The sequence below is a fragment of the Massilia sp. SYSU DXS3249 genome (genome assembly GCF_053668055.1).
The window spans coordinates 97,225-109,558 of sequence record NZ_JBSIPX010000002.1 but is presented as its reverse complement, the minus strand read 5'-3'; the positions used below and the strand labels follow the sequence as shown (position 1 = coordinate 109,558).

10 protein-coding genes and 1 pseudogene are annotated in these 12,334 nt (G+C 56.9%); 3 read left to right on the top strand and 8 right to left on the bottom strand.

Translation table 11 applies throughout. The annotated features are described in order from the left end of the window. The first annotated feature begins 62 nt into the window (after positions 1-62). A complete protein-coding gene (gene nhaR / locus ACWCIA_RS02740; RefSeq protein WP_454160747.1) occupies positions 63-962 on the top strand; it encodes a transcriptional activator NhaR in 900 nt (299 codons plus the stop codon). A gap of 7 nt (positions 963-969) precedes the next feature. On the opposite strand, the gene hepT is transcribed toward nhaR, so the two are convergent. The 3 genes from hepT to ACWCIA_RS02725 all read right to left on the bottom strand — a co-directional run bounded on the left by hepT (position 970) and on the right by ACWCIA_RS02725 (position 3,932). Continuing rightward, positions 970-1,386: a type VII toxin-antitoxin system HepT family RNase toxin gene (gene hepT, locus ACWCIA_RS02735; RefSeq protein ID WP_454160745.1), complete on the bottom strand. Its 417-nt coding sequence runs from the start codon at positions 1,384-1,386 to the stop codon at positions 970-972. A 10-nt stretch (positions 1,387-1,396) separates the two neighbouring features. Further along, positions 1,397-2,635 carry a putative Na+/H+ antiporter gene (locus ACWCIA_RS02730; RefSeq protein WP_454160743.1) on the bottom strand — a complete coding sequence of 413 codons (1,239 nt, stop codon included), beginning with the start codon at positions 2,633-2,635 and terminating at the stop codon, positions 1,397-1,399. 112 nt (positions 2,636-2,747) lie between these two features. Further along, positions 2,748-3,932: a serine hydrolase domain-containing protein gene (locus ACWCIA_RS02725; protein WP_454160741.1), complete on the bottom strand. Its 1,185-nt coding sequence runs from the start codon at positions 3,930-3,932 to the stop codon at positions 2,748-2,750. Between the two features lie 254 nt (positions 3,933-4,186). Here ACWCIA_RS02725 and ACWCIA_RS02720 point away from each other — a divergent pair, with 254 nt between their 5' ends. Continuing rightward, positions 4,187-5,137, top strand: a complete 951-nt coding sequence (locus ACWCIA_RS02720; protein WP_454160739.1) for a fasciclin domain-containing protein — start codon at positions 4,187-4,189, stop codon at positions 5,135-5,137. 8 nt (positions 5,138-5,145) lie between these two features. Here the strand turns inward: ACWCIA_RS02720 and ACWCIA_RS02715 are convergent, their stop codons facing one another. Then, positions 5,146-5,781 (bottom strand): SAM-dependent methyltransferase, encoded by a 636-nt coding sequence (locus ACWCIA_RS02715; protein ID WP_454160737.1) that lies wholly within the window; start codon positions 5,779-5,781, stop codon positions 5,146-5,148. Between the two features lie 60 nt (positions 5,782-5,841). Continuing rightward, entirely contained in the window at positions 5,842-6,273 is a 432-nt protein-coding gene (locus ACWCIA_RS02710) for a GFA family protein (protein ID WP_454160735.1), read from the bottom strand. A 227-nt stretch (positions 6,274-6,500) separates the two neighbouring features. Here ACWCIA_RS02710 and ACWCIA_RS02705 point away from each other — a divergent pair. Next, positions 6,501-6,896: pseudogene (locus ACWCIA_RS02705) on the top strand (translesion DNA synthesis-associated protein ImuA); the annotation flags it as partial. 142 nt (positions 6,897-7,038) lie between these two features. On the opposite strand, the gene ACWCIA_RS02700 reads toward ACWCIA_RS02705, so the two are convergent. The 3 genes from ACWCIA_RS02700 to ACWCIA_RS02690 form a co-directional block, all read right to left on the bottom strand. Beyond that, entirely contained in the window at positions 7,039-8,643 is a 1,605-nt protein-coding gene (locus tag ACWCIA_RS02700; protein ID WP_454160733.1) for a TnsD family Tn7-like transposition protein, read from the bottom strand. A 95-nt stretch (positions 8,644-8,738) separates the two neighbouring features. Beyond that, on the bottom strand, positions 8,739-10,076 hold the full coding sequence (locus ACWCIA_RS02695) for an ATP-binding protein (RefSeq protein ID WP_454160731.1): 1,338 nt from the start codon (positions 10,074-10,076) through the stop codon (positions 8,739-8,741). A 75-nt stretch (positions 10,077-10,151) separates the two neighbouring features. Continuing rightward, positions 10,152-12,188, bottom strand: coding sequence for a Mu transposase C-terminal domain-containing protein (locus ACWCIA_RS02690; RefSeq protein WP_454160729.1), 2,037 nt, complete (start codon positions 12,186-12,188; stop codon positions 10,152-10,154). Positions 12,189-12,334 lie beyond the last annotated feature (146 nt).

Below are 12,334 nucleotides of genomic sequence, written 5' to 3'. Positions count from 1 at the left end.
CATCGTACAAATCGATTATAGTTGCATCTCGATTCGACTTTTTCGATGTATGGAGCCTGACCGTGTCTTCACTCAACTACAAGCACCTGCGTTATTTCTGGATGGTGGCGAAAACCGGCAGCATCGCCAAGGCAGCCGCGCAGCTCCACCTGACGCCGCAATCGATCTCCGGACAGCTGACCGAATTCGCCGACACCCTCGGGGTGGAACTGTTTCGCCGCTCCGGGCGCAACCTCGAGTTGACCGATACCGGCCGCCGGATCGTGAGCTATGCCGAAGACATCTTCAATACCGGCGACGAGCTGCTCGAACTCGTACGCGACAAGACCTTCGCCACGACGATCTCATTTCGCGTCGGTTGCGCCGATTCGGTGTCGAAGCTCATCGCCTGCCACCTGCTGGAGCCGGCCCTCAAGCTGCGCGAACCGGTCAAGCTGATTTGCCGTGAGGGCCGGCTCGACAGCCTGGTGGCGGACCTGGCGGTCCACCGGCTCGACCTGGTCATCGCCGACCGGCCCATCCCTGCCCACTTCAGCGTACGTGCCTATAACCACCTGCTCGGGGAAAGCCCGATGACGGCCTTCGCCACGCCGGCGCTGGCCGAGCAATTGGGCGGGGATTTCCCGGCCTGCCTGCATAACGCGCCGTTGCTGTTGCCGGGAGAGGATTTTGCGATCCACCAGCGCCTCTTGCGCTGGCTGGAGCACAACGAGGTGCATCCGAACGTGGTGGGGGAGTTCGACGACAGCGCCATGATGAAAGCGTTCGGCCAGTCCGGTGCGGGCGTGTTTTTCGCGCCGGCGGCCATCGCGTCGCAGGTGAGCGGCCAATACCAGGTGGTCGCGCTGGGCCAGGTCAGCGGCGTGGTCGAGGAGGTCTATGCGATCACGACCGAGCGCCGCATGAGCCATCCGGCGACCGTGGCGATCAGCACCGCGGCGCGGGACAAGCTGTTTATCTGACGCTTTTTTACGATGCCGCGGCGCCGGCCAATAAGGCCTGGCTGTAGGCCCCGAAATCGTCCAGCCCGCGCTTGAGGATGGTCACCAGGGCCGGCAGGGGCGCGGCCTGGTGGTCCCATTCGGCGCGGCAGAATTCGCCGGTACGCTTCAGGTCCTCGGCCAGCGTGGGCTCGATCCAGCCGTTCTCGGCCAGCAGGGTGATGACTTCGCGTTCGTCCTGCGGCACCCCGAGCCCGGCTTCGGCGATCACGTGGTCGCCCATCTCGACCGCTGCTTCCCAGGCGCGCAGCACGTTCAGGGTCGCCGCATCCTGGCGCGTCAGGTCGCCGACAAAAGTCGTCGGATCCTTCTCGTACTCTTCGCGGGCGCGGCGGCAGCAACGCTCGATGGTGCCCGTCTTGCCGATCAATAGGGTCTCGTCCATGTTCGCTTCCTTAGATCAAAAATAAGATGGCGGCCACGATCGTCGGCCCGAGTGCGCCGCCGAGCAGGCCCAGGGTGCCGATCGATTCGTCCTCGAAGCCGCGCCTCAGCAACGCCGCCCCGGCCGGGTTGGGCGCGTTGGCGATCACGGTCAGGCCCCCGCCGGCGACCGCGCCGGCGACCAGCATGTACTTGGCCTGCTCGGACAGCCCCGCGATCAGCGAACCGAGGTAGGTGAGGGCGGCATTGTCGGTGATGGCGGTCAGGCCCAGCGCGCCGAAGAACAGGGCGGTTGGCCCCAGGCTGGAGACGATCGGCTGCAGCCACCATTGCTGCATCCCGCCCAGCACCACGAGGCCGGCGAGGAAGAAGCCGACCAGCAGGCCTTCCTTCAGGATCAGCGGATCCTGGTGGCGCTGGTAAGCCTGGGTAAAGCCGAGGAAGAGCAGGAACAGGCCGAGGAAGAGCACCGGGTGGTGCGCCAGCAGCACCACGGCGGCGAGGAAGGCCAGGTGGATGACCGACACCTTGAGCGGCACCGTGGTGGTGTCGTCGGCGGTGGCCGGCTTCAGGTGCGGCCGCAGCAGCAGCGTAATGACGGTCGCGTTGATTATGACGGCCACGGCGGCGCGCCAGCCGAAGTGGGTGAACATGTAGGCGCTGTCCCAGCCCCAGGTGCCGGCCACCATCAGCACCGGCGGCGCCGCGTAGGAGGTAAGGGTGCCGCCGATCGAGACGTTCACGAACAGCACGCCCAGCGCGCCGTACTTCAGCGCTTCCGGTATGCCCGGGCGGAACACCTGGGGCGCGAGCATCAGCGCGGCCAGCGTCATCGCGGCCGGCTCGGTGATCAGGGAGCCGCAGAGGGGGACAAAAGCCAGGCCGAGCCAGGCCAGGGCCACTTCGGTGCGCACCGGCGCCAGCCGCGCCAGGGTGCGCAGCAGCGAGCGCACGGCGTCGAGGATGGGCCTGGACGCGGCGATCACCATGACGGTGAACACGAACAGGGGTTCGGTGAACTGGCGCGACTCGGCGTAATCGATGGCGGCGTCGCCGCCGGCGAGGAAGGCCATGGCCACGATCAGGACGAAGGCCCAGAAACCGAACACGGCCTCGACTTCGCCCAGCAGGTGGAACAGGCCTTCATGGCGGGGATAACGGTCCGCGAGTTTCTCGAAGCCCTTGGCCGAGAAAGTGTGGACGAGGGCGCAGGCGAACAGGATGGCGCCGACCAGCTGGATGGTGGTCATGCGCGAATTCCGGAAAAAAGTGGTGTCATTGCTGGTTGGATAATGAATGAACCAGCATTATTTCACCTTTTGCCAGGAACAAGCACGCGGCGCGACGGCTTGCCAGGGCTGCTTATCTGGCAGGGGCCTGTGCCATGGCACCGTATTCCCAGGCCCAGGGCAGGCCGGTCTCGCCCAGCAGCTGCCGCACGATGGCGGGAAACAGCGCCTCGGCCCGGACATCGTTGGCGAGCAGGACCACGCAGCGGCGCCCTTGTTCCAGGCAGACCAGCATGTTGCCGGTCGTGTCGTTGTGTCCGCCCTTGAAGAATCCCTTGCCCTGGGGGCCGGAAAACGTGATGACGCCCAGCCCGGCCGCCAGGGTCGGATGCCGCTCTGCCGGCGGCAGTTCGGCTTGCAGGCTGGGGAATTGCGTCGCCGTACCGATCGCCAGCTGGGGCCGCAGCATGTCGGCGCGCGCCGCCGGGTCGATCCCTTCGGCGCGCATGAAGCCGGCCGCGAAGCGGGCCATGTCCTGGATCGTCGTGTCCATGGAGCCGGCGGCGCGCACCCGGCTGCGCTGGTCGTGGGGCTCCGTTTTGCCTTCGGCATTCCAGCCGTCCGCGAGGTTGGCGGCAAAATCCGGGCGCCAGGTCATGCTGGTGCTGCGCATGCCGAAACGGTCGAATACCCTGCGCTGCATCTCGGCGCCGAGCTGCAATCCCAGGCCGCGCTCGAGGACGAACTGGAGCAGGATCAGGCCCTCGCCGGAATAGGCGTAGCGCGAGCCCGGCTCGAAATGAAAGCGCAGCCTGCCGTCGGGTTCGACGAAGGCGAAGTTGGCGAAGCCCGAGGAATGGGTGAGCAGCATCCGCGGCGTCAGCTTGCGCCAGCGCTCGTCGCCGGCGAGGTGCTGCCAGGGGGCGTAGCCCGCCTCGTTGGCGTAGTCGGGCAGGGGCCTGGGCAGGTAGCGCGAGATGGACTGGTCCAGGTCCAGTTTTTTCTCCTGCACCAGTTGCATGACCGTGTAGGCGAACACCATCTTGGTCAGCGAAGCGCCGTACATCACCGTCTCCGGCGTCAGCGGCTGACCGGCGGCGTTGCGCAGGCCCCAGCTGCCGGTGTAGGCGACCCGGCCGTCCTCGATCACGGCCAGTGCCAGCCCCTGTACCCCGCGCTCCGCCATCCCATTCCGCACCAGCCGCTCGACCGGTGCCGGCACCGCCGCCGCCGCCGCCGCCGTCGTCGCCGAACTAGCGCTCCATGCAGCTAGAGGGAGGAGGAAGGCACAGGCGGCGAGGAAGAGTGCGGGGCGCATCGTGGTTCTCCAGGGTTGTGCGCCGGCGAAAGCTGCGCGGATCGGCGTGCGGTAAGGGCAGGAGAAATATAGCAGGTTCGACAGGCGCTACCGGTGCGAGATTCATATTGCCGGCGACCCTGGATTGACCCGCTTTTGTAGCGTGCGCGCCTTCTTGTTCCGGGACGCCGTGCGTATATTTGGCAGGCCAGGCACGGGTATCCGAGGACAAGGCCGGGTCGGCGCACGATCAATCAACCCATTCGGAGAGCCACATGAAAGTACGACATTTCTTGAAGTTCGGACTGGCCGTCGTCGCGCTGGCGACGACGCTGGCTGGCTGCGGAAGCAGCGACGACGACGATCCGCCGATGCCGACGATCGCCGAGGTGGCCAGGGACCAGGGTTTCAATGCGCTGCTGACGGCATCGACCAAGGCCGGCATCGCCGGCACGCTCGGCGATCCGAATGCCCAATTGACGGTCTTCGCGCCGACCGACCAGGCCTTTACCGACCTGGCGAGACGGCTGGGCTTTGCCGATGCGGCGGCGATGGTCAACGCCTTGCCCGCCAGCGCGCTGCAAAGCATCCTGACCTACCATGTGCTGGGTAGCAAAAAGCCGGCTGCCGACCTGCGTGCGGGCGGGGCGACCCAGGCGACCACGTACTCGTTCGGCGGCATGGCGGCCAGCCTGCGCTTCGATTTCGCCAGCGGCGTGAAAATCACCGACGCCGCCCTCACGACGGCCACCGTCACGACCCCGGACGTCATGGCCAGCAACGGCGTCGTCCACGTGATCGACAAGGTGCTGGTGCCGCCGGGCGTGCTGACCGTCGTGCAGATGGCCCAGGCCAATCCGCTCTTCAGTTCGCTCGTGACTGCGGTCGTCGCCGCCGACCTGCAAGGCACCCTGGGCGGCAGCGGTCCCTTCACGGTCTTCGCGCCCACGAATGCGGCCTTTGCCGCCGCACCGCAAAACCTGAGCGTGCCCCAGCTGCGCACGGTGCTGACCTATCACGTCGTACCCGGCCAGGTGCTCTCGACGCAAATCCCGTTCGGAACGCCCGTCGCCACGGTGGCCGCGCAAAACCTGGTGTTCACGGCGGGCACGCCGCCGACCATCCGCGATACGACGGCGGTCCCGGCCAGCATCGTCGCGGTCGACGTCAGGGCCAGCAATGGCGTGATCCATGTTATTGACAAGGTGCTGATCCCGGCCTTGTAACTCAGCGCTTAGCGTGGATAGGTGAAGCCGGTGCGGATGTCCATCGGCGCCAGCCTGCCGCCCTCGCGCACCATCAGGCGCTGGGGCGGCTCGTCGCCGACCAGGGCGCGCGACAGCACGTGCAGTCCTTCTCCCTTGCGCAGCAGCTGGTCGCAGCGCTCGTAGACGTTGCGGCAGCCGGTGGCGGCGAGCAGCGCCTGCACGATGGGCACCTTCCACATCTCGACGCCGCCGGCATTGAACTGGCAGACCAGATAGCCCTCAGTGCAGCCATAACTGTGCACCAGCAGGCCGGGGAGGGCGTCCTGTTCGCCGTCGACCAGCTGCACCAGTGCCTGCGGATCGGCGTTGCGCAGGGCATCGGCACGGCGCGCCACGGCGGCCTGCACGCGCCGCTTCATCATCGCGTGGTCGACCGGCTCGTCCTCGCGCAGGGTCCAGATGCGGGCGGCGATCTGCGACTTGGCGTTGTAGGCGGCGCGGGCCAGGAAGCGGCGGCTGGAAGACTGCACGATTGCCGTGGCGCCCGGCTTGTTGCGCTCCTGGGGCTTGCCCTCGACCTTCTCGATGGCCGAGACATAGATCCACGGGTCCCCGGCAAGGATGCTTTTTTCCTTGCCCTGCTTGATGGTGATGATGAGCATGTGCGGCTTTCGTTTTCAGGAGCGGGATGATACAGCAAGCCGCCCCCGTGTTCCGCCCGCTCAGGCTTCCGGTACCGGCGCCTGCTGGGGCGACTGGGGGAAATGGGGAATGGCCGGATCGAGGCAAACCCACGCTTGCGCATTGGCGGTGTAGATGTCGAGCATGGGCTTGAAGGTCGACGCATCGTCCAGCGAAGGAAAGCGGATGGACGTGAAGTGCGCATTGGCGTCGCTTTGCGTGAACAGGGGCGTGCCGCAATCGGCGCAAAAACTGCGCGTGGCGAGGCCGCCGCTGCTGGCGCGCACCGCGTAGGTCTTCGGCGTACCGCTGATCTCGAGGTCGGCAGTCATGACGACGATGCCCGACGCGAAAGGCGCGCCGCTCGAGAGCTGGCAGTCCGTGCAATGGCAGTTGATCATGGCGATGGGCTCGCGCGCGCCGGTGTAGCGGACCGCTCCGCATGCGCACCCGCCCGAGAAAGGAATGTTCATGTTGCGCTCTCCTGTGAATGACAACAATGTGCCAAATGGTTGTGGCCGAACAGCTGGCCTGGTCAAGGCGCAGTGTACGAGGAAGGTTGTCCCGGATGCAAGAAAGACCTCGGTGGGGCCTCAAGCTTGCGTGTGTTCAAACTGGCCACATCTTGCCAAAAGCTGAACAAACGAGTACTGTATAAACATCCAGTACTTTTGCATTGCCCGAGCAATGCGCGCCGATTATGTCTTGTTCAGAACCCATTTCCGCACCGGAGGATTTGCACCCTTCACTCTGGCGCGCTTCGCAGCTGGCGCATGCGGGCACGCGCTGTGTCGACAGCGGGCATCCGGCCTTGTCGAAGCAGTTGCCCGGAGGCGGCTGGCCGACCGGCACCCTCATCGACCTGCTCCTGCAGCAGCCGGGCATCGGCGAAATGCGCCTGCTGCGCCCGGCGCTGGCCGCCGCCGCCGCGCGCCGCATCGTGCTGCTGCAGCCGCCTCATCCGCCGCAGGCCCTCGCCCTGGCCGCGCTCGGCGTGCCGCCGTCCCAGCTGATCTGGCTGCGCGCCGAGCGCGGGGCGGATGCGCTGTGGGCGGCCGAGCAGGTGCTGCGCAGCGGCAGTTGCGGGGCGCTGCTGTAGCAAATGAAAAAAATTCTCACGAATATCTGGACGCACTAGAGGCGCAAGACGTCCGAAAGTGAAAACCTTAAATGGCAAAAATTTCACCGTCCGATACTTGATGAGCTGTTTTTATTAATTCAGTAAATGAAAAAAATGATCACTGTTCTGATTGACCTATGGCATTGCACCTCGACTCGGCTTGACGTGATCGGAAGGTAGACGCAGTCTCAGTATGACGCTGGACCGCAGAAATGGCGGCGAGACAATAGGGTTTGTTGAATAGGCGTAGCGTACCGATACCGGCTAACTCAAGAATGCGGCTGGCAGTAGCTTGCATCGGTGGGCTCTGCGTAAGCAGCTTTTTTGCAGCTTCATCAATCAACGCGGCCATCGCATCGTCAGAGGAACTGTCGATTAAATCCCCTCGCTTTTTTGCTACATACTGCGTGCTTTTCAGACGACTTGCAAATCTTGCCTCCTCTATGCCATGCCTGCGCGTCAGCCGCAAATCATAGCTTGGGTCGCAGATGTTCTTCACAATATTCGATGAAATGTTAAGTCGCCGTGCGATCTCCGGGTTTCTAACGCCTTGGCTGGCTAATTCGCGCACAGTGTTAATGAAAATATCTCCGAATTCGAAAACCTTTTTTACCGTGGGCTCACTACCGAAATTCCAAGTGTTTGAGCGGATATAGAAGTGATAGCCACAAGTGCATCTGAACACAATGCCGCGGTTTTTCTCAAACCCCTTCACCAAGCGAACATCTGTAATTACGCGTTGACCGAAATGCGGTGCTGCAGGATTTTGACACTTCCATGTGCGAATACTTAATTTTTCTTGCGCATAACGTCTGCTTATTACACGGGCGCTGTGTGGAATAACAAACTCTTGATGAAACAGTTCCATTGCGAGACGCTTAGTCGTTGTCCAGCGACGATTGAAAATGTCTCTAATGTAATCGAGATTCGCATTTGGATTGAGTGGAATGTCCAGTATTTCAAGGGATTGCTCCCCGAAGTAATTTAAATAGTCTCGTCTTATGTTTACCGTATTTAAGTGCTGTCCAAGCTCATATAAATCTCGAAATGCTTTTGGAGGTGATTTCCTGGATACGGTTGGATCGTAAATTATCGATTGGTGCAAATATTGACTGGCTAAGCGTGATACTTCGATGAGCCTTTGCCTGGTTCGTTCAGTAAGGATCGGAAGATAACGCTGCGCTGCGACATGAGGCGTCAAGGCTGGGATGGATTTTCTAGGGCCGTTGGGTATTATCGCCTCAATGAGTTCAGTAGCATGTTTTTCACAGAAATGTACGCAGCTGATCTGATGCGTCCTGTGCCAGTACCCCTCACCAAAATACGCAATATCCTCGTCTAAACAGCTCGGGCATAGCTTTACCCTAGTTACCGACGGCTCTGTTCCTCCAACACGGTGTTGCCCACGCTGACCTGCGCGCTTTTGTAGCATTTTGCTTAGTATACGGGTGCTAACTTCTTTATTAGTTAAGGCAAAGTAGTATGGGTAAAGAGTGGCGCGATTAACCAATTCGTCTAATGAAAGACCTATAAAAGGTTCAATAAGCGTGTGAAGCGCTTTAAGCCCTCGTGGTAGTGCAGTGGATGTGTGAAATTGTGGCCTACCGTAAAGCTCTTTATTCACATGCGCATCAAAGCTTGCCATTGTGTGGATTCGATACCGAGCAACCGCGCTGCTGAGCAATTCGTCCGGATAAAGCGCGGGAAAGTAGCCGATTCCCATAGCATTTTTCCACGGGTTGTGAAGGTTTTAGACTGTATTCGTCGACGTAAACGATGAGTATCGCTATCAGACATTCATGGGACGGAATGATTTGTTTAGTTTTTTAAAGCCATGAGTAATTGCTGCAAGTTTCCGGTGCTAGGCATGCCAGAGGTAGTGGGAAACTTTGCACTGTCGAATTCAGGCATCGTTAAGTCTCCGTAACGAGCCAGTTTTGGGTAGTCCCCTGAAGCTAACGCTTCGACCATAGGCGCTACACGGGTAAGATCTTCATCGGCAACCACGTGTATCATGTCGACCGAAATTTTCTCAATTTGACAGTCGATCGCTCGACGTTGCACATATTGATAGAGCTTTACTGCTAGGTCTAGGACGCCCTGGGTCCGTTCATACATTGCGTTGTTCAGCTCTTCTGTAAGTGGTGTGGGAATTCTTGTCCACTGATAGACCCACATGCTTTCCAAGAAATGGTTCCACTCGTCGTCTTTTTGATGATTACGTAATAAAGCACCGATAGTACGCCTAGCCTGTCGAAAGTCTGATTGAAGCATTTCAAGGCTAGACATTGTGCCGATAAGTACTACAGGTGCTATCGATGTATTTACAAATCTAACTAGGAAGTTCAAGAATCTCGTTTCGCCAGCTGTACCTGAAGCTGCTTTAGCATGTTGAATCTCATCAATCACGATCAAACCGATTCCGAAAAGATGGGCTGCTGCATTAATTTCTCTTATCAAGTCCTCGACCGTCATCTTCCGTTTTGTAAACCGGATTTCGTAGGAGGTACTAGCGATTTTGTCGAGTTCGTTAAAGAAATTCATCGCCAGCTGTCGTACGGTACCATTGTAAGGACACTCAACAATAATGTAAGGTATCTGGTATATCCTCAGTGCTGGATGCCAGATTAATGATGGGAATTGAGAAAGTCCTCGGCGCGTCAATCGCGACTTTCCGACTCCGGACACACCGATAACTGCGTATGAGTCGCACATCGGCTCAATGTCAGGTATTTGCTCGACAATATCAAGGTTTTGGCGTTGTAGATACGATTGTTGTAAAAATCTTTTAAACTGCGGAGTAGACGGGTTCCGGTTTATATACCCACTACGCACCATTTCTCCGAGTGTTTGAGCAATCGAATTTTGCTCCGTGAGCGGTTCGTAAAAGCGCTTAAGCCTCAACATTAGGTGCTTACGTATATGATCGGGTTTTTCCCGATCAAGCGGGTCGTATGGAGGGTGATTGGTCATCAAAGTAGCGAGTTGGTGACTCGATGGTATCGGACCTAAGGCTTCAATAAATACGTTTCCTATATACTCAGGAATTTCGCTTCGAGTATACTGGGCAATAACACATTTGGCCCCGACGTTCGCTGTGTCATCGGCATGTCTTGAATCATTTGGCCTGTGGTCAAAGATATGTTGACTGGTCATTGGATATGTAATGGCAATTTAATCATAAATTCTAAAGACAATCGCTGGTCCACCTACTCGTGCGTTTAGATGATTTTATTTCGCCTGTTTGTCGTCACGTGAGAATATAGGAATTCGCGCGAAGGGCTTAATGCGGGCTGGTTTTATTGATGCCGACTCTTCTTCTGCACACGGCTCTGGCGATGTCTTAGATTTTAAGCCCCTATCTATAACTCTGTGCAGAACCTTTTCGACTGCTCTATAAGTACGAATGTTCGAAATTCTCGACTTCTTGCTCTGCTGCGGTAAAAACGTGTCTTTTTCTTTTTCTTTTTCTTTTTCTGCGTTCGCAAATGCTGCGATATCTTCTACAGCCTTTTGATGCGTCATCTGTATGCTTACTGTTTCAAATACCCTGCTTGCAGTCGTCTTGGCGCTTTTCGCCAATCTTGCCACAAGCTCTTCGATATATAGATTGTGGTCCGAACTGTCGTTGCTCAGGAGTGTGCATGACGTGAACCGGTCTCGATGGGCTGGGTTGTGAAGCAATATTATGTCCAAGTTATGTGGGTGATATGAAATAACGACTTTGTAACGGCCTTTATGTCGTGCTTTACTGAGCCATTCCTGCTTGTCTAATGCAGAGGCATAGTAATTTCTTCCAAGAAAATAAATGCCTTTGGGGGTAACACTGGCTTCGGCTGTAGGTAAAAGGGCGAACAGGAGCCTATTCTCAGAATGGCGTACTAATGTTCCCATCCGGTTTTTTATCCCCCATGCCCATAATTCATTGGGAATGGCAGGAACTTTTTCGGCTATCATCACATTCTCCAAAGGATATCCGCCAACTGGAGTAGCGTTATGCTCAAGTACGCAATGTATGGCTATTTTTGTAAATTCGTGAAGGTTCAGGCAGGCGTCTAGGCGATAATCTGGCCCTGTTCTCTGATTAAAGTCTTTCTGGACATAACCCTTAACGTCAGCAGCGAACTTCGCTGGAAGCAGTCGAAATTGCCGCTCGACTATTCCTTTCCAATCTGCTCTGTATGGCGGTGTGTTTTCAACTTCAATGCCCAGTAGTTCGGCCAATCTATCGGATTGTTTGGAAAGCATTTCACCGCGGTCGCCCAGTAAAACACTCGGAAGCGAAGTGTCTGGCCATTCATATGGTTGAATATCTATATCGAACTTTGCACAATAGTCGACTTTGTTTAATGTTACGTTGTGGATCGCCATCATGGCTGTGGTCCATGAGGCATTTTCTATGCCTATATATAGTCCGACGATTAATCGTGACCAGACGTCGATAACAACATACATCACAGGGCGTCCGATGATCGTACTGCGGTCTATTCTAGAGATTAAATAGACATCTGCAATTGTCGCGTCGATTTGATAGCGATAACCTGGGCCAATCGACTCAAATGTGCTATTTCCCAGTAGGGGGCGTAGTGTCTTTTCGAAATGTAGTTTGCCTTCTCTAGCTCGAATTTCATCGTATTTTGAATTTTCTTTGTTGTGCCAATATATGAATTGTTGGTATGTTGGTACAGTATCCGGAAGTATTATTTCGATTTTTTTGTTTTCATTAATCCGGATACTATCAGGGTAATACTGACGAATCATTTTTAGATATGCATATTTCAAGGTCGCTTTTTTATTCTTCTTATAAAAGACATTGGTCGCTATGCATATCAATCGACGATGCTCTTCGGATATGTTTAATCCCACTCCGGCGGTTATCGAACGGGGAGCACCGCGTTTAATTTCTAGGATGCTGTGTTGATTGTTATCAGTGCCTGACGTGGTTCTTGTTGGCTTTATTCTGCCGGGAGCTCCGCAGTTATTTCTTCTGCCGAGAAGTACTGATGGGGTACATCCCTGTTGCCAGTATTCGTTTAGCCAGTCTCGAATACTATCATTGTGGCACTCAACCTCTTTTGCACGAATAGTAATTTGTTGATTACGGTAATGTGAATCGAAGATAGCAGGGACGTCTCTGACTATAGGTTCGATTGCCGCCCAAGCTTTTGCTTGTCGCGATTTCATTGATGCAGTTAGTGCATGGTTGAATGGAAGATCTAGATACGGATCCTCGCAAACCGCAAGTGAGCCGTTGGTTATCATGCTCATCCATTCATCGTACTTATGTATAGATGGAGATCGGCGGCGACCGCTAAGTACTATAGTAACGATATAGTCCTTTTCGCTCGAGACGTACAGAACACGACGAAGTTCGCCGGTAGATGAGAGCTTGAATACAGTGTTCCTTATTAAAG

Bases quoted from the DNA above. Each gene is read 5' to 3' on its own strand.
- hepT (WP_454160745.1), bottom strand. From the start codon at position 1,386: ATGGACGAGACCCTATTGATCGGCAAGACGGGCACCATCGAGCGTTGC.
- ACWCIA_RS02730 (WP_454160743.1), bottom strand. From the start codon at position 2,635: ATGACCACCATCCAGCTGGTCGGCGCCATCCTGTTCGCCTGCGCCCTC.
- ACWCIA_RS02725 (WP_454160741.1), bottom strand. From the start codon at position 3,932: ATGCGCCCCGCACTCTTCCTCGCCGCCTGTGCCTTCCTCCTCCCTCTA.
- ACWCIA_RS02720 (WP_454160739.1), top strand. From the start codon at position 4,187: ATGAAAGTACGACATTTCTTGAAGTTCGGACTGGCCGTCGTCGCGCTG.
- ACWCIA_RS02715 (WP_454160737.1), bottom strand. From the start codon at position 5,781: ATGCTCATCATCACCATCAAGCAGGGCAAGGAAAAAAGCATCCTTGCC.
- ACWCIA_RS02710 (WP_454160735.1), bottom strand. From the start codon at position 6,273: ATGAACATTCCTTTCTCGGGCGGGTGCGCATGCGGAGCGGTCCGCTAC.
- ACWCIA_RS02700 (WP_454160733.1), bottom strand. From the start codon at position 8,643: ATGGGAATCGGCTACTTTCCCGCGCTTTATCCGGACGAATTGCTCAGC.
- ACWCIA_RS02695 (WP_454160731.1), bottom strand. From the start codon at position 10,076: ATGACCAGTCAACATATCTTTGACCACAGGCCAAATGATTCAAGACAT.
- ACWCIA_RS02690 (WP_454160729.1), bottom strand. From the start codon at position 12,188: ATGAGCATGATAACCAACGGCTCACTTGCGGTTTGCGAGGATCCGTAT.